General features: G+C 42.8%; 9 protein-coding genes. 2 read left to right on the top strand and 7 right to left on the bottom strand.

Annotation, left to right across the window (positions count from 1 at the left end):
* Positions 1 to 100: 100 nt before the first annotated feature.
* Together ACE1ET_RS13145 and ACE1ET_RS13150 are read left to right on the top strand one after the other, a co-directional pair.
* The gene (locus ACE1ET_RS13145) at positions 101 to 2,782 is read left to right on the top strand and encodes a helix-turn-helix and ligand-binding sensor domain-containing protein (protein ID WP_375728871.1); all 2,682 of its coding nucleotides are present in this window, start codon (positions 101 to 103) and stop codon (positions 2,780 to 2,782) included.
* A 316-nt stretch (positions 2,783 to 3,098) separates the two neighbouring features.
* Complete coding sequence (locus ACE1ET_RS13150; RefSeq protein WP_375728872.1) at positions 3,099 to 4,892, top strand: cellulase family glycosylhydrolase; 1,794 nt, start codon at positions 3,099 to 3,101, stop codon at positions 4,890 to 4,892.
* Positions 4,893 to 4,924: 32 nt separating this feature from the next.
* On the opposite strand, the gene ACE1ET_RS13155 is transcribed toward ACE1ET_RS13150, so the two are convergent.
* From ACE1ET_RS13155 to bglX, 7 genes are all read right to left on the bottom strand, one after another.
* Entirely contained in the window at positions 4,925 to 7,639 is a 2,715-nt protein-coding gene (locus tag ACE1ET_RS13155) for a carbohydrate-binding protein (protein WP_375728873.1), read from the bottom strand.
* Positions 7,640 to 7,709: 70 nt separating this feature from the next.
* Positions 7,710 to 9,203, bottom strand: a complete 1,494-nt coding sequence (locus tag ACE1ET_RS13160; protein ID WP_375728874.1) for a glycoside hydrolase family 30 protein — start codon at positions 9,201 to 9,203, stop codon at positions 7,710 to 7,712.
* Positions 9,200 to 10,723 carry a CotH kinase family protein gene (locus tag ACE1ET_RS13165; protein WP_375728875.1) on the bottom strand — a complete coding sequence of 508 codons (1,524 nt, stop codon included), beginning with the start codon at positions 10,721 to 10,723 and terminating at the stop codon, positions 9,200 to 9,202. The genes ACE1ET_RS13160 and ACE1ET_RS13165 overlap by 4 nt, the downstream gene beginning before the upstream one ends.
* Positions 10,724 to 12,274 (bottom strand): glycosyl hydrolase, encoded by a 1,551-nt coding sequence (locus ACE1ET_RS13170; RefSeq protein ID WP_375728876.1) that lies wholly within the window; start codon positions 12,272 to 12,274, stop codon positions 10,724 to 10,726.
* 28 nt (positions 12,275 to 12,302) lie between these two features.
* A complete protein-coding gene (locus ACE1ET_RS13175; protein ID WP_375728877.1) occupies positions 12,303 to 14,300 on the bottom strand; it encodes a family 16 glycosylhydrolase in 1,998 nt (665 codons plus the stop codon).
* A gap of 4 nt (positions 14,301 to 14,304) precedes the next feature.
* Positions 14,305 to 16,296: a cellulase family glycosylhydrolase gene (locus ACE1ET_RS13180; protein ID WP_375728878.1), complete on the bottom strand. Its 1,992-nt coding sequence runs from the start codon at positions 16,294 to 16,296 to the stop codon at positions 14,305 to 14,307.
* A 36-nt stretch (positions 16,297 to 16,332) separates the two neighbouring features.
* Positions 16,333 to 18,600, bottom strand: coding sequence for a beta-glucosidase BglX (bglX, locus tag ACE1ET_RS13185; RefSeq protein WP_375728879.1), 2,268 nt, complete (start codon positions 18,598 to 18,600; stop codon positions 16,333 to 16,335).
* Positions 18,601 to 18,835 lie beyond the last annotated feature (235 nt).

Raw genomic sequence — 18,835 nt, forward strand, 5'->3', positions numbered from 1 at the left:
GCTTGGAGGACATTGATCTAAATACTATATTTGCTTTTAACAAAGGTCTCATTTCACTAACCACAGCACCTTTAACAATAACTATCTTACGTTAAAAGTAATGACCAGAATATGTTTTATCATACTGATTTCCGTTTTCTCTTCTTCCGGAGCATTTGGATACAATTACCTCTCGGTAGTTAAATCCTATGATAAAACAGATTATAATGCAGGTCGCCAGAACTGGGATATTGACATTGATTCATACGGCGTAGTTTATTTTGGAAATACAGAAGGCTTATTGCGGAACATTTACGGCATTTGGGAATTAACACAAACTACCAGCAAGGATGTTATCAGAAGCCTGAAAGTTCAGAACGATACGATTTGGTGCGGTGGCGATGTAGACATGGGATATTTTGTAAAAAGCACACCCACAAACATGGAATATACTTTTATTGGCAATGCGGAAGGAGGAACAGTCTGGGACGTGGAATGTATGGGTAACAAAATCTTTTTCCAGACCGAAGGATTAATCATCGTGTATAATAAAAAATCCAAACAACAATCCATTGTAAGGTCAGGTACAGGATTTTACAACATGACTGTCTGGAATAATAAACTATGGGCTATTTCGAGAGAAGGAAAGATCGGGACCATAGAAAATGACACGTTCAAGATTCACTCTAATTTCAATCAGACTCAGGGTGTTGAAATAAGAAAACTATTTGTTCGGAACAATCAACTTTATTTCATCATGTTCAATGGCAAAATGTTTGCGTACGATGGGAAAGAGGTACGACAGATTACCATGCCGGATACCATTGAAGGAATATCCTTTTTTACAGCTTCATCTTATGACAATGAAATTTACAACATTGGCACTATTTCAAACGGATTACTACAGATTGATGAACAGGACAACTCTATTGTAACGGAAGTCAACTCTTCCAATAACCTTATAGACAATACCGTTCTGTCCGTTAAGAAAGCTCCCAATGGAAATATATGGCTTGGGCTTGATTATGGCATAGCTTATGTGGAATTAAAAAACGCATTAAAACCGATTTTCAATAAGGGAGCAACCTATTATATAAAAGACTATAATAACACTACTTACCTTGCAACCAACAAGGGTTTGTTTTCATCTAAAGCTTATAATCCTTTTACTATTGTTCCTAACAGTGAAGGACAGGTTTGGCGTATCCGGGAAATCGACCATCAGCTATACATTTGTCATACGCTGGGATTAATGAAAATGATTGATAATAAGCTCGTAAAAATCTATAGCGGTGATGGAGTAATGGACATCGCGCGATTCGATGGAACCAGTTTCTACATGCTTTCCACATATTCAGGATTGATACTGACTAAAATGGCGGGTGATCAGATGCAACCCGTTACATTTGTCAATCATGCAGGTGGAACCAAACTGTTTTACGATGATGTCAATCAATGTATCTGGTCTGATACAGAAGGAGAACCGATAAGACAACACAAACTGGCAGCAGATGGAATGGTAGAACAAAAAAATTATGATACAGTTGAAACATTTTTTGATTTCAATAACAAGATCATATTCTATAACGGAGACAGATTAATGGAATACAGCAATGGTTCCTTCGCCGAAATAACGACTCCTCCATTCAATAATATTAACGGGCCCGGAATTTCTGCCTTTTACGAAGAAGCAAACGGAAACTCACTGGCATATGTTCAAAATGGCCAACTGGACATGCTGGTCGATCTTCGCGACGGAACCTATTATTCCTATAAGAAGTTGTTGAGTTCAATTGAGAATGCGCTCATGAAACATAATATATTCATCGATATAAAAAACGGTGAACTGCGTATTGGAACAGACAGAGGTGTAACCACATTCAATATTGATAATACATCGAAGCGTGTAACAGGAACACCACCGGTAATTTCCAAGATTGATGTTGGCCAGGACGATAGTGACTTTAGGGAGTATACATACCCTTATATGACAAAGCAGCTTCAGTTCTCTGCCGGGAATAAGAACATTATTTTTCATTTCGGAACACAAAAATCATCCAGCGATGTGATTGAATTCCGGTACATCCTTTGGCCATATGATCATGATTGGTCGCAATGGAATGCAACGGCCAGTAAAAAAGAATACACAAAACTAAATGGTGGGACGTACAGGTTCACGGTTCAAAGTAGACTAAACGGTAAAATCACCAAAGAAAGCGAAGTATCATTCGCTATTGACTCCTATTGGTATCAGACTAAATGGGTCATTATACCCTACTCCATTATCTTCCTCCTGTGTATTCTGTTTACCGTTCATATTATGAACCGGTTAAGTAAGAAACGAATCCTGACACAACAAAAACTTCATGAACAGGATGTTGTAAAAAGTAATATTGAAATAAAAAACGAACAGTTGCTGCAATATGCTGAAATTATAAGTCACAAAAATCAGTTTTTAATGGAGCTGAAAGAGGGCCTGGAGAAAATGCGTAACAGCGACTCGAAACGATGGGAAAACAAGATTCTTGAAGAAGTCAGTAGTGAAAAAAGAAACTTCTTTTTTCATAAACTTTTCTCAGAACTGCATCAGGACTTTATCAATCGTCTGACGGAGAAACATACAAATCTTACACCTCACGACGTACGCATTCTTTCGTTCATACGTATCAATCTGGACACCCAGGAAATAGCCAATCTTATGAATATTTCACCTAAAAGCGTTGATGTAACCCGTTATCGTTTAAGGAAAAAGATGGGTCTGTCCCATGAAACTGACCTTAATTTATATATCAGGGAATTATAGTCCGCAAATCTAGCGCCTCATAACCGCCGCGCGATAACAAATCAATTCTTACAGAACATACTTAAAATGTAAATTTTTCGTATCAGAATATTCGTAATTTCCATGATAATTATAACTCATAAGGTTGACATTGTGATCATAAGGACCTGAATATCTTAAAAATAATAACGTGTGTATAGCACATCCTGCTGAATTCTTTCATCTGTAGAGAGCAAGTATACTTTGAATTCTGGGATTTTCACTTTCCCTCAGGTATTTTTGAGTATTGTTTAATATGCATAATACTATATCCATCAATTTGATAAAACTCGGAAATATGGGTAAATATAAATACATACTGCTTCCCTTTCTGTTTATGATATGCTTCCTGCAGGGATCAAATGCAAATAAAAATGTCAATGGCTTTTTGAAACGCGATGGTCAACGGATCGTAAATACTGAAAGTGACAACTTCATTTTAAGAGGTGTTGGCCCCGGAGGCTGGATGCTGCAGGAAGGTTATATGTTTCAAACGCCGGTTGGTCCCCAACATAAGATCAGGGCCATGCTGGAGGATCTGACTGACAAGGCCACTACAGATGCGTTTTACAACCAGTGGCTTACAAACTTCTTTACCTGCGAGGATGTAGAAAATATCAACGAATGGGGTTTTAATTCCATCAGGGTTCCAATGCATTACAACCTGTTTACACTGCCAATAGAACAGGAGCCTGTTAAAGGTGAGAATACCTGGCTTAAAACCGGGTTCAATATGCTTGACAGCTTACTAAGCTGGTGCGAAAAAAATGATATTTACCTGATACTGGACCTTCATGCTGCTCCTGGTGGTCAGGGTAAGGATGCCAATATTAGCGACTACGATCCTGAGAAACCATCCTTGTGGGAGAGCGAGGCCAATAAAGCTAAAACAGTAGCGCTTTGGTATCAGTTGGCAAACAGATTTAAAAACAGAGTAAATATTGGTGGTTATGACCTTATTAACGAACCCAACTGGGCATTTGAGAACGATGGTACGCATCCAAACGGTTGCGACTGCACAAAAAACAAACCACTTCTGGATTTATATAAACGTATAACAGATACTATTCGCCTGGCTGACAGGAATCACATCATTTTTATTGAAGGAAATTGCTGGGCTAACAATTACGGTGGTTTACATGATCTTGCGTCGTTCGATGACAATATCGTTTTCAGCTTCCATAAGTACTGGTCCAATAACGATGATAAAAGTATAGAAGGCGTTCTGGACCTTAGGACGCAACTCAACGTACCACTGTGGCTTGGTGAAACCGGTGAAAACTCCAACACATGGTTTACTGATATGGTTGAGCAAATGGAACGTTTGAATATTGGATGGGCAACCTGGGCATATAAGCAAATGGATATTGACGATCCTTATACAATTGTGTCAAAAAGCTGGGATGCCATCATAGACTACAACCCTAAAACCGGTGAAAACAAACCCGGCAAAGAGGAAACTATCATTGCCATGAACGATCTTCTGGAAAATATAAAAACGGAAAACTGCAAATTTAACAACGACGTTATTTATGCCTACCTGGATGCTCCTTTTCATCATGAGCGCAAACCATTCAAAGCACACAGTATTCCGGGAACAATATTTGCAGTGGATTACGACTTAGGAACCTTAAACGATGCCTGGAGCGACAACGATTATCAGGATCTGCATGTAACCACCGGGAAATATACCGGATGGAATTCCGGCTATACCTACAGAAGCGACGGTGTGGATATCGGTATATGTAATGATCCTATCTCAAACGGCTATTATGTAGGTTGGACGCAGGATGGCGAATGGACAAAATATTCAATATCCACAGTAACACCCGGCATATATAATATTATTTTAAGGGTATCCGGTGATTCCGGGAAAATTAAAATTACGCTTGGAGACCAGCAACTCGAAGTAGCTCCACCGAAGAAAAATCTGCAAAGATCCGGTGAAGGATGGTATAATTTATCCATCAGCGATGTTCTCATTAAAGAAGGTATTAAAGACGTTAAACTCACCTTTACTAAAGGAGGATTAAACGTAAACTATATTAAGTTTAAACATTTGTCAGGCGAGATTAGTCAAATGGAAGATTAGCTTAAAACCGGCATCTGGTTAAACCGTATAAGTCACTTTTGAACAGATAACTTCAACTTATTTTGTTTGTCGTCTCTGGTTATTCTGATCAGATAAATTCCTGCAACAAGGCTCTCTGTATTAATCTGGCATTCTAAATTTTTAGTTTCAGTTATAAGCAATCTTTTCCCGTTCAGGTCAAGAATTTCAATAGTTTTATTATCAAAATCTGATCCTGAAAAAACAACCGACATGTGATCTTTTACAGGATTCGGGAAAAGCTTTATACCTGTATTTAATTCCTTTTCATCGATCGCTGTACCTGTATAGTTCAACTGAAACCAGTTCAGATTAAATTCACTTTGTTTCACCAGGAACCTGAGATAGTAGTATCCTTCTTCCAGGTACACTTCAGAAGTTTGAATATCCCAGTTTTGCCAGCCACCTGTGCTTTCAAACTGCATGGTATCGAGGGTAGTATAAATATTTAACGGACCGGCCTGAAATTTTATCTCCGCATTGGATTTTTCTGTGGCAACGCGATAAATCACACGGTAATACCCTGTTCGTGTGACATGTACTTTATAAAGCAGGTAATCACCAGCGTTGGCATACGATGTGTTTAATCCGTTTCCGGTATCTGTACAATCCTCCAGTTCAAATCCATGATTCACAAAAAAGTCTTCAGCCTGAATTTTTCCAGGGATACGTTTACTTTCTGCCATCTTTTTAAGAACCGGTTCATCTGAAAACTGTAACAGGTTAACATCGCCTGAATGCACCGATTCTCCAGTGTACGACAGCCGGATATTCTGATCGGAATAAAGCCCCTGAGCTACAGACAGCAGCAGGATCATATCTGATGATCCACTTATGCTGACTTCATCTACAGATACAGCTTCATCATCTACCAGCAGCTCAAAATCGGCCAGGTTAAATGAAACATCCGGAATATCCACGTTCTTATTCAAACTCAGCAGAATTCCAAACCCATCCTCAGTTGTCTCGGCAGAAATCAGCTTAAACACCACATCGGAAGCAGAACGCGGATTTATGAACTGAAAATAATTCAGATTCGAACCGCCTCGTTCAAAAACAAGCTTTATTTTGATATCACCTTCCGGAATAATTATATCATTAAAGGTCGTGGTCTGCCAGTTATCCCAACTTCCGGTAGCCGGAAGCACCAGACTTCCTGATACATTTACACCATTTACTTCAAAATGCACTGTTGATCCACCAGAGCCGGATGCATGGCGAATCTGCAGATCATACATGGTTACAGAGTCGCTGTGCATGGAATACTGCATCCACTCACCGTCTTCGGTCCAGCCAACATTGTATCCGTTATTGGGTTCACTATCCGAACAGGCCTCTATATCCACGCCATCATTCCGCATGGACCAGCCATCGTTCCAGGATGAAAAATCCATGCTGTAGTTGGCCACAACGGCATCTGAATACGCAATTGTATTTTTACCATAATCATATTCCGTAAAGAATACCGGTTCGGTGAGTTTGTGATCAGTGTAAGGCAGCACTTCGTTGGTATGTGGCTGACGGATCATGGCATCGATCACATCATACTGAATAACACAATTCTCAATTTTGTGATTTTCAGCCCACTCCAGGACCGCATCAAAGGCTTCCTGCTCAGTCAGTGCCGGCCCCTCTCCTTTCCAGTAGCGGATCAGACTTTCATAGGCACTGCTGGTTTTTACATTCAGAATGCTGTTAATATCATCCTTTTTGACCGGCCACCACGACCAACCTATATTTTTACTCTCGCATAACTGAATCAATTCTGTAAACCATGTATTTGAATTCTCGCCTGACTCTCCAAGCCAAAGTGGAACATTGTACTGGTTACGCAACTGTATAATCCAGTCCAGATCGTTCGGCCCTGTTGTGCTCCAGTATTTATGGAAACTGTACACCATGTTATCATCCCATGGTGGTTTTAAACCGGAATGATCATTGGCAAAACTGTTGCCCTCAATAAACAGAATATGGTTTTGATCGACCTTTCTGATGCTGTCGGTAATTTCCCCGAACAGTTGCCGCAGCTGTGAATTATTACCTTCGGGAAAGGTCCAGTTTGTTTCATTTATCAGATCATAACCTCCAATCCATGGTTCATTGGCATAGCGTTCTGCCAGTTTCTGCCACAGCGCAACGGTTTTCTTCTTGTTATCATTGCTTTCCCAAAGTGACGGTTTGGATGGATCATAATCCGAGATAGCCGCATCCTTACCCTGACCGCCCGGAGCTCCATGTAAATCGAGAATCAGGTACATCTCATTATCGCCACACCAGTCAAGAAGGGAATCTATCATCGTAAACCCTTTATCGAGCCAGGTATTTTCACCCTGAACAGGTTCATCTTCAATGGGAAGGGTAAACCATTTATAATGCATGGCAACCCTAACGCTGTTAAATCCCCATATTCTCATGGAATCCACATCGCGACGAGTGAAGTGATTCGCCAGCCAGACATTGTAGAAGCTGTCTGTTTTAGCCACACCTATGGTTTCAATCAACTTATCTCTGAACTGTGTATGTGTGTTTGCTACGCCGACTGTTTTCATCATATAGCCTTCCATGATCATCCAGTTCCCGGTGCCGATGCCCCGAAGAATGACGTTCTCTCCATTTCCATCCACAATCTGTTTACCGTCTGCATGTAAAAACCCTTCAGCACGAACTTCAGGGCTTAAACATGCGGCTAAAATCAAACTTAAAAAATATATACCTCTTATTATCTTCATTTCGTATCGATTCTTCCTCCTGGTATTGGTACTTAACTTAGCCCTTTAAACTCTTTACAAAATAACCATTTTAATAGACCAGCGTCTGAATGGCTCTGGCCGGAATCTTAATGTTTACAGCCTGCATGTTCACATACAACAAATAATCTATGTCCTTATCTGTATCATTCATCACAACAGTCACCATTTTACCATCCGGGTTCCGGAACGAAGTACTTTGCAGGAAACTGATACTGGTTGCCGTACTAACGCGTTTGGCACCTGGTTCAATGAATTTCGAAAAGTGTCCGATGTAATAATAAGCCGGGGTAAAGATCAGCTCTCCGGTCCGCGTATCGGCATGAACCGGAGCAAAACAGAAATTACCGACATGATTTGGTCCGCCATTCTCATCCAGTAAGATATTCCAGTCGGTCCAGCCTACCGTGCCACTGTTAAAATCATGGATCATCGACTCTCCATAACGTTCAGCATTGGGCCAGTACTGGTATTTCTCAGGATCAAACTTCTCGTTACAACCCTCTGTAAACATGAGATTCTTATCAGGATATGCCTCCCATACTTTTTCAAGATTATCATATTTGGGATCTCCGCCCGACCAGTTTTCGTACCAGTGAAAACCAATTCCCCAGACATACTTAGCGGCTTCAGGATCATTTAAAATGGTATTGGAACGGTTAAAAACAAGATCCCTGTTATGATCCCAAACAATGATCTTTTTATTCTTCAGCCCGTTATTTTCAAACGTTGGTCCGAGGTAGTTTTTCAGAAAATCACGTTCCTCCTCTGCTGTGTAAATGCAGGATTCCCAGCGTTGAACCGCCATTGGTTCATTCTGAATGGTTACCCCCCAAACGGGAATACCCTCTTTTTCGTAAGCCTCAATAAACTTTACAAAATAATTGGCCCAGGGCTGGTAAAACTCAGGCAACAGTTTACCACCATGCAGCATTTCACCATTGCTTTTCATAAATGGCGGCGGGCTCCAGGGGCTGGCATAAGTCGTGAGTTTTCCTCCGGCCGTCTCAAGGGCACGATGGATCATCGGGATCCTGTATTTCATATCATGAGCAATGGAAAAAGTCTTTAGTTCCGGATCATCGTCAGACACATAGGTAAAGCTTTCTGATCCGAAATCAGCACTATGAATAGAAACCCGGAGCAGGTGATAATTTATACCCGTTTCAGCGTAATAGGCATCCAGCAATTCCTGCTGCTTTTCCTCAGGCAGTTTTGCAAATACTTCGGCTGAGGCATCCGTAATGGCTCCTCCAATACCCATAAAAGTCTGAAACGTTTTATGCGGATTCACAAATACAGATTTTTCCGTTTCAAGAGCCTGCTTTCCTTTTTCAAATTTATACTCGCCCGTTTTTTGCAGCCTTGATCCGGTATGCATAGCCGTGGTGTACACCATTGCTGTTTTACCTTTAGCTGTAAATACATCTTCTGTGCTGTTATCTGTCACATGCTTTGAGCCACAAGATGTGAGGATGATTCCCAGAACGACTGCTCCTATATAGCCTTTCATGTTATGTGTATTTATTTTGTTTTCTTTTTTCATTTTAAAGTGATTTTAACCCGCATCAAGTCTTTTCCGGAGGTTATAACCAACATGTAGATTCCTTTAGGATACTGCTCCGGATCAACAATTTCATCAACGGAATGCCCCTGATGTATGCTCCGGAAAATGGCCTTACCGGTCATATCATACAGTGTAATTCTGCTATTCTTATTTTCAGAACTATACCGCACATGTACCGGACCGAAAGAAGGATTCGGATAAACCAGCAGATTGTTGATTCCGCCTGTTAATACCGGAGATTTATACCCGGTATGTACGTCATATTCGCTGAGTTCAGCAGTAACATTACCGAGGCGATCGTCAATAAAGGATTTCATATCATCCATGTCATTATGAAAGGTGCTGCTTTCATACCGACTTACATTATTGCGGATACCCAGCCATAATGAATCAAGGGTTGCATTGAGAAAATCCTTCCCCAGATAGCTGTTCAGCGCACTTTTATATGTTGCGATGTATTGATTTCTAATAAGGGAATCTTTCATCATGTTCCAGACCAGTGGTCGTTCCACCGGTTCCCCCTCCACCTTATTGTAAGGTTCATAGCCGTCAAAATAATGAAATACACTTCCATTTGTTCCGATGCTGTTAAAGTGGCCTGAACGCTGAAAGGTGGCATCCATATCCCAGGGTATAAAGTGCCACATTTTATCATTTGGGGTCTGGTATAAAAAGTAGTTTTTGGGCCTGAAAGGGTAACCGTCCCAGTGAGCCATGAAATTAGCCACAACCAGGTATTTCAGGAATGCATCCACATCAAAATTCCGGCGAATCATTTCAGCAAACTGATCTTCAGGCGTGTAATTGATTAAATACGTAAAGTCACGGATAGAACTGTAATCAAATTCCTCTTCGTCATTATTGTTGGTTTGCTTGCGATAATGCAGAAAGTAATCACTGTAAGCATTCCCCAGGAAAGTCAGGTCTGCAAAATACTTGATTTCATCCGGCATATCGTATGCTGCTTTGTACAGGTCTCCATCGTTATCGCCAAACGTATCGGTTAACCAGCGTTTATTATCCGGATCCTCATACTGCAGGTATACCCCCTGTCGTTTACCGTTAACGGAAAGGATGACATGCTGAGCCGTAACACAGGGAACACCTGCTGCATCCATGAGCAGATATGCCAGCCGCTGACGAAGGTTTAGCTCGTAATTAAAATTCCATTCCCTCCGGTTGTTGTAGCGGTTCAGTTTTGACGTTTTGATTTTCCAGTTTCTGAAGTCGCCCTGCTGCATCAGTGTATACAAATAATAAGCACCACGGTAATGTATTTCAACATTATCAATCCTCAGATCATCAGCGGTAAAGTTTCCGTGCACGTCTTCGTTGGTATATGGATGTGATTCCAGTTCATCAATACTATCCTGCTCAATTTCAATATTTACCTGTACAAAATCCTGGCTGCTTATACCCTGCCCCATAAAAAAGCAAAGCATGACAGTAACCCCAAAGGGGAACCACGTAAAACGTGTATGTATTTGTTCAGGCTTCATTTATTGCTTCACAATTTTTTTTAAAATCCGGTGGTTATCAGCATTGACCTCCACAACATAAATGCCCGGCACCAGAGTACCCAAATCAATTTGTGTGGCATTCTCCTTTTTCAGCACAGGAATACCGTCAATATTATAAATCTGTACTCTGTTTGCGGAAGCAGATGTGCCGGAAATAATCAGTACATCATTACCTGATGCATTTAAAATAACGGCAGCGCCCGGCTTCTCATCCAGTTTCTGTGCGGTCTGATTCCTGATTTCAAACCAATTCAGATTAAAGCCGCTGCCCAGGGCAACCAGCTTTAAGATATGTATGCCCTTCGACAGATCAATCGTTTTTGTCACGGTTGACCAGTTATCCCAGCCATCATTATCCGGAATCTGATGTGTTAAGACAGCTGATCCATCCACATAGACTTTTAGTGCAGTTCTTCGTGTTGACGAAACCCGGATATCAAAATTATATGTCCCGTCTGCCGGAACATCTATTCTGTACTCCAGATAATCGTTGATCTGCACATCGGTTACATCCATCACCCCGTCCTGGTCTGATGTGCGTTCAATCTTCATTCCCAATGCACGATTATAATCTTCTGCTTCTATACGTGCAGGAACCTGCACCACTCTTGCGGTATCATGTACCGGCATCGCTTTATAGGCCTGACCCAAATCGGTAAGTTGTCCGTTTGCCCCCAGCAAATCGATGTATGGAAAACTCTGAATCCCACCTGATGTCCGTCCGATAAACCAGGCATACCGGAACACATCCGGACTGTTTTCCAGAAACTCCACAGCCTCCATCATAAAGCTGATCTGATCTTCCGGGGAGTTTATGGCATCGTTATATTCCCAGCCTGCGAACTCTGTCAGCCAAATGGGTTTGTTGTATTTTTCAAATAATGAGATATACCATTCCAAAGCACTGGCATGGTTCATATAGCAATGCACCGCAATATAATCAACCTGACAATCGGGGCAGGCCGCAAAAAAATCATCCAGGTACTGAACAGGATCCGTATATGTAGTGCCATTTTCAGATACGCAGCTGTTACAGAAATTAACTGCCGGACCAACAATCTCAAGGTTGTAATCAGCAGCAATAGCTTCCAGCCGCGGCCAGATCGCTGCAACCTGGGATGGTTTCATATTAGCCTGATCCAAAAAGTTGGGCTCATTGAAGGCCAGAAGATATTTGGTTTCCGGATGCTTATCAAGGAATGTCCGCAGTTTGCTTTCATTAAATGATCCATTCCAGGTCATCGGAACAAAGTCAAAACCATAATCGCCGTATACATCAGCTACAGTGCTCTCCGGTGTTTCTGACCAGTTATACCACCAGGAGACAGCCGGCGCAAGGGTCTCCATATCCTTCGGGGAATGATGGCCATAAGCAATACCCCGTTTTTGTGCATCCGCATCAGGAATTGATATCAGAAGCAGGATAAAGCAAAAAACGCCTGTAACCCGTACGCCATACTTTCTTAATTCATGCATGATAAGAATGATATGCACTAAAGGTATTACGGGGTATGGAACTGTCTTTTTCATGTTTTATTTCTGCAACAGATCTTGCGGATTATAAATTCTGTGATCTGACTTTGATGAATCTTTTTGATGTCCTTTCATATGCATTCCGGAGGGTCAATATATAGACACCCGCCTCCAGGCTTCCGGTAGAAAGTACCTCGTCAGGTAAAACACGCCCGGACTGTATAATTTTCCCGCTCACACTGGCAATCTGGTACCGGTACTCCGTATCCATGTTGCTAATGTGTAGCCTGTTGGTCACTATCGTGGGAAAAACTGCTAAGTCTGCTACTGACGTGTTTTTATCCAAAGGTGTTGTTGAACGTGTAAAATTCATGTTTGCCATGTTAAAATCTCCATTTATAATTTCAAGTCTTAACATGGTATCTGTTTCAAATAACTGAATATCCCTGATGTACATGGAGCGAAACTGCGTCCAGGAGCTGGCAGTAGAAGCTACTTTTTCCCCGGTGAGATCACGCCCGTTCATTAACAGCCGGAAACTGCCTCCACGGGTAAGACCAGCTGTTCTGCACATGATATCGTACAAACCATCTGCCTCAACCTTCACGCTGTATTCGAGCCATTCTCCCGGGAAAGTCCAGCCGATATTACCGGTACCATCTCCATCTTCTGTATCCACATCTTCATCCTGTCGAAGTCCCGGGCCGTTATTCCCTTCATCGGTATCGTGATATGCAATTCCTTCACCTCCCTGATCAAAATATACCGACCGTATGTCTCCCGGTATTGTTAGCGGCTGATCCAGATAGGGCAGCTGTGCAATTGCATCCACTTCCATTTCGGCACTATCTGTTCCACAGGAATTGCCAATCATTACTTTTATGGTTCCACCAGTTCCACCCCAGTTCACAACGATCGTGCTGGAGTCCTTTTTTTCTGATGTCACGCCCTCAGGCAAAATCCAGGTATAATCTGTATGCGCTGCATGAGGCACCTGGTACACGATGTTTTTCTGATAAGCGCTGACCGAATTTTCCCCAATCATGATGACCTCAGCGAGCTTCACCGGGTAAGCCAGGTTTTTAGTTGAACAGGGTGTGGTCAGCACACACTTTACAGTATCCGCACTACAGCCCCAGTTAACTGTAACCGAAGATGTTCCCTGTCCGGAAATGATTTCAGCACCATCAGGCACCAACCATTCATACTGATATTCCGGATTATTAATCAGGCTGAACTCAGCTCCTTCCTGACGAGGTATCACTTCTGCCGGTCCTTCTATTGCAGGGTCGGATCCAGCCTGATAAACCCTGACATAATCCACCCACATCTGTTGAGGAAAGGTTGTTGATCCATCCGGATTCCCCGGCCAGTTTCCACCGACAGCGAGATTAAGAAGGATAAAAAAGTCATTGTGAAACTCTGACATATGATCAGGTGTAATGCTCACCACTGCATACTGCACATCATCCAAAAACCACTTGATATAGGTTTCTGTCCACTCTATAGAAAATACGTGAAATGCATCGTTAAAAATACCAGTGGGCAACTGTTTTGAACCCCCATACTGTGCGTGATTACCACTGGCATCAGACCAGTGAACTGTGCCGTAAATTTTATCATCGCGGCCTTCTCCGCCACCTATCATCTCCATGATATCAATCTCACCGCACGATGGCCAGCCGGTTCCCGTAAAGATATTGTTGCCCATCATCCAGAAAGCAGGCCAGATGCCCTGACCGTAAGGCAGTTTTATCCTGGCTTCCATCCTGCCATATTTAAATGACGCTTTATTGTATGAAATCAGACGTGCTGAAGTATATGCTTTCCCAAGGTAGTTTTCCTTGCGTGCCTCAATAATCAGCATGCTGTCAACAACCCTGGAATTATTCAGATTATCAGTGTAATACTGCAATTCATTGTTTCCTCCGCCATCGCCGTTTACCTCATGTGTCCATTTGGCAGGATCCGGTGCGCCTGAATAGTTAAACTCATCAGCCCAGACCAGTTCATAACATTGTGCCACAACGCTGGAGAAACCTGCTAAAATTGCAAAACAAAGTATGAGAATTCGTTTATTCATAGTGTTATTTTTTCACCTCCAGAATTCCGGAGAGCATTCTGTCATTTTGACCAATTTGTACAATGTAGATTCCGGCACTCAGTGGCGGTGTTATTTTCAATTTTTCTGACACAGGGACAGGAAGGAATTCACGATAGACTCTCCTTCCGTCTGCTCCGATAATTTCAATTCTGTTAAACCTAAATCCGGGACTTGTAACAGAAATGCTTCCTGAAGTCGGATTAGGATAGAGTTGAAAATGGTTTCCCTTATTATTATTCAGTGCCAGGGCATTGGCATCGCGGAACTCAAATTTATCGATATTAAAAGCACCTTCTATAATTTCAATCCGCATCACCTGTTGTCCTTCCGGCAGCCTCAGTTTATCCTGCGTAACTTCCGTATTTTGCTGCCAGTCTCCGGTTGCCGGAACTGTCCATATCCTGGCCTTACCTCGTTCAAACACCATCCTGAATGTTCCACCATCTTCAGCTGATGCCACATGCGCCGTAATGACATAATCCGTGGTTTTATCAATATTTACAGTATATTCGAGCCACTCATCCGGTTCAACATAAGAAACCTGGAAACCTCCATCGGTACGTGCTTCTATATCTACGCCCGTATTTGATCTGAAAGCACCTCCCTGGTTCTCAGGATCCGAATCATGATAAGCATCATCTTCATTCCCCTTGTCGAACTCCTCTGCCTGAATTGTTCCGGGTATTGATAAAGGAGCAGCGTTAAACGGCGCCCTTATAACAGGAGCCACTGCTTTAACAATCTGGGGATAGCCCCATGAAACAGCCGTATCGCTTTGATGGGTCATGATACGGAAAAAGTAATCCCGCCCGTCTGTCAGCGTTGAGTCTGTAAACCGGTTCACGCCCGGCACAACACTACCTATGGTTATATAATTCCCTCCGGCCAGTTTTCGCTGAACCGTCAGGCTGTCATACGTTTTGGCCTGATTTACCCATGATAGAAGTACGGAAGAATCCGCCTGCATTTCAGCTGTAAAATCCGTCACACTTTGCGGTGAATAGTGCAGGATTATGTCATTCCACTCTTTCCACTTCCGGGTTTGCCTCATGTAAACCTGGAACCAGCCATTATCATCCCACACAGTAAATGCAACCTTGCTTTTTATAGCATTTTCAACGAAACAGGCATAATGGCGAAACCTGGAGTTCAGGTCGCTGTCGCCTCCGTCATCGTTAACGTAAGTTGAACCGAATTCTCCCAGTAAAACCGGTATGCCGGTCTGATCCGACCAGGTATGTACTTTAGTGAATAACGAAGCAATCGCATTCTTGTCCGCCGCAGTCCCCCAGGTTCCCTTACCCTGTCCACCGAATTCCCATGGATCATAGGAATGCCAGGTACCAAACAAATACGGATCATCCGGAAAAATGACATCGGGATTGACCATATCGTTGGCTGACGACCAGTTATTACCGGCCAGTACAACAATGCGCGTCGGATTGGTTTTACGGACAATACCGAGAACGCGATGATTATACTCATTCACATTATCAACGGTCCAGCCATTGGGCTCATTCATCAACTCAAAGAACAGTTTATCCGGTTTATCCTTAAATCTCACCGCTACCTGGCTCCATATACTGTCCCAACGTTCCTTTTGTCCTTCATAGTCTTCCTTTACCGGTTCGGAGTGATGGGCATTGATGATCACGAAAAAGCCCTGATTCAGTGCCCAGTCCACGATGGTCTCCACACGGTTCATCCATGATTCGGAAATTTTATATGGCGCCGATTCTTCGGTATGTGTATACCACCTTACCGGAATTCTTACGGTGCTGTAACCAGCTGCTTTATAATCCTCAAAAAAGTATTCCTGAGCTGCGGGTGCCCAAGAACCTTCCTCCGGTGCTTCCAGTGTATTGCCCATGTTTATTCCCCGTCCCATTTGTTCCAGTGCCTGCTGCGGTGTTATCTGAGCAAACATCCCAAGTGAGAACATGAAAGCCAGTATGATTCCTGTATATTTCTTCATCAGCATCTGCATTCTCTGTTCTGGAAGAATCGTTTTTTACAATAGTTCAAACTCACCGGTCAGTCCCTTATCAGAACTGGTCCCCACCATCACATCAAACATTCCGGGTTCCACCACAAATCTGCCGTCATTATCATAGAACCCAAGTTCTTTATCTGTCAGGATAAACGATACGGTTTTTGACTCACCGGCTTTCAGCTTATATTTTTCAAATCCCTTCAACTCTTTAACCGGTCTGGCTACACTTGCAAACCGGTCGCGGATATACAATTGCGTCACCTCTTCACCATCTGTATCTGACGTATTCTTTACGGTTACAGAAACTTTCACGGCTTTTGGATCAGACGCATCCACATTAAGCCCGGAATAGTCAAAATCGGAATAGCTTAACCCATAACCGAACGGATATAAAGGTGTATTTGCCACATCCATGTAATGGGACCAGAACACATCCGTGTTTGGCCCCGGACGGCCGGTATTCAGATGATTGTAATAAATCGGGCACTGACCCACTCTGCGCGGAAATGACATGGGCAGTTTTCCTGACGGATTATTCGCTCCGTACAAGGTTTGTGCAATGGCATTACCCGACTGACTTCCCAGGTGCCATGTCTCAAGGATGGCAGGAATGTGTTCATCAGCCCAGGTAAGAGTTAACGGACGTCCGTTCATCAGTACCAGCACAATATTTTTATTTACGGCATATACGTTTTCGAGCAGTTCCTGCTGTAATCCGGGCAAGCCGAGTTCAGTCCTGCTTCGTCCTTCACCGGTCTGCAGGCCATGTTCTCCAAGCACCATTACAACTGTTCCGGCAGACTTAGCCAATGCAACAGCTTTACTGAAACCACTCCTGTCTGTAGTATTAAAGACCAGTTCCGAATTAAATGCGACCGGTCCTGTAACCAGTTTTGCACCTTCGGCATATGCATACTTTGCACCAAACAGATCAAGTCCTTCCAGTACAGAAACTGCCGTGCTGTCATCAGAACCGATCCTCCAGCTTCCAAGCGGACTGGTTTTATCCTCCGCCAACGCACCTATGACTACTACCCTTTTATTCCTGTCCAATGGCAGGATATGGCCTTCATTCTTCAGCAGAACGATGGATTTTCTGGCTATATCCAGTGCATCCTTTTGATGATCCGGATGATAGAGCAAATCTTTTTCACGTTCTTCGCTGCAGTATTTATAAGGATCATCAAATAAACCAAGTTCATACTTTACCGTTAAAATGCGACGTACCGCATCATCAACCACAGCTTCCTTTACCTTTCCGCTTCCAACCAGCTTTACAAGGTATTTTACATAAGAATAGGATTCCATATCCATATCGGATCCCGCATTGGCTGCCATTTCAGCTACCTGTTCCAGATCGCTGGCATATCCGTGAGGAATCATTTGCTGACCACTGCCCCAGTCAGAGATCACAAATCCTTTAAATCCCCAGGCTCCTTTCAGAATACCACGTTGTAAAAATGCATTCCCGGTTGCCGGAATACCATTCAGGGTATTAAACGAATTCATCACCGTTTTCACATCTGCATCAACCACAGCTTTAAAGGGAGGCAAAATAATATTGTAGAGCGTGGATGTTCCCACATCAACGGTATTGTAGTCTCTTCCTGACTCCGAAAAACCATAACCGGCAAAATGCTTGGCACAGGCGGCCATGGTATTGTTGGCAGCAAGATCATCACCCTGAAAGCCTCTTACCCTGGCTGCACCAATGAGTGAACCCAGGTATGGATCTTCTCCTGCACCCTCCATAACACGGCCCCAGCGGGCATCTCGGCTGATATCGACCATGGGAGCAAAGGTCCAGTTTTGACCAACAGCTGTTGCTTCAATCGCAGCATTGCGGGCAGATTTTTCAATGGCTCCCAGATCCCAGCTTGCGGCTTCAGCCAATGGTATTGGAGTTAATGTTTTATGTCCATGGATGACATCCAGACCAAAAATAAGCGGTATTCCTAAACGCGATTCCTCCACAACTATTCGCTGCAGTTCTCTTGTAGCTTCAGCCCCTCTCACATTAAGTACGGAACCCACCCAACCTTTTTTAAGATGGTCCAGCTTGTTTTTTGCATCTCCCTCAGACGGAGCAGGCCCGGTAGCATCATAAAACCCGTTATACTGGTTCATCTGTCCAACCTTTTCTTCCAAAGTCATCTTTGCCAGAAGCGTTTCTACTTTTTCATTTATCTCCGGGTTATTGGAATAACCCACATTTTTATCCGCGCACCCGGATAAAAATGTTATTGCAGAAACCAGAAGGAACGTGAGAATGGATGTTGTTTTCATAAGAGATTTGATTTCCTTGTATGATTAGTTAATTTTTCAGCTGTTAAACGAAAATAAAGTGAATGCAGAGGGGCAGCAAGTTTTTGTATCGTACTTATACACTACACTATAGATGGCAGACGTTATTAATACCATACCGAAAGACACAAAACCCTGTTTTTCAAATCAATACTGTCCCATATGAATAAATACAGCATGCCGGATTATAGCAGATATATGGATTTAAAACCCTCTC

This window comes from Quyinboa mangrovi (genome assembly GCF_042219825.1).
GTDB lineage: Bacteria > Bacteroidota > Bacteroidia > Bacteroidales > UBA5342 > JBHJHP01.

Excerpts from the sequence above, each read along its gene's own strand:
- ACE1ET_RS13145 (WP_375728871.1), top strand. The coding sequence starts at position 101 with ATGACCAGAATATGTTTTATCATACTGATTTCCGTTTTCTCTTCTTCC.
- ACE1ET_RS13150 (WP_375728872.1), top strand. The coding sequence starts at position 3,099 with ATGGGTAAATATAAATACATACTGCTTCCCTTTCTGTTTATGATATGC.
- ACE1ET_RS13155 (WP_375728873.1), bottom strand. The coding sequence starts at position 7,639 with ATGAAGATAATAAGAGGTATATATTTTTTAAGTTTGATTTTAGCCGCA.
- ACE1ET_RS13160 (WP_375728874.1), bottom strand. The coding sequence starts at position 9,203 with ATGAAAAAAGAAAACAAAATAAATACACATAACATGAAAGGCTATATA.
- ACE1ET_RS13165 (WP_375728875.1), bottom strand. The coding sequence starts at position 10,723 with ATGAAGCCTGAACAAATACATACACGTTTTACGTGGTTCCCCTTTGGG.
- ACE1ET_RS13170 (WP_375728876.1), bottom strand. The coding sequence starts at position 12,274 with ATGAAAAAGACAGTTCCATACCCCGTAATACCTTTAGTGCATATCATT.
- ACE1ET_RS13175 (WP_375728877.1), bottom strand. The coding sequence starts at position 14,300 with ATGAATAAACGAATTCTCATACTTTGTTTTGCAATTTTAGCAGGTTTC.
- ACE1ET_RS13180 (WP_375728878.1), bottom strand. The coding sequence starts at position 16,296 with ATGAAGAAATATACAGGAATCATACTGGCTTTCATGTTCTCACTTGGG.
- bglX (WP_375728879.1), bottom strand. The coding sequence starts at position 18,600 with ATGAAAACAACATCCATTCTCACGTTCCTTCTGGTTTCTGCAATAACA.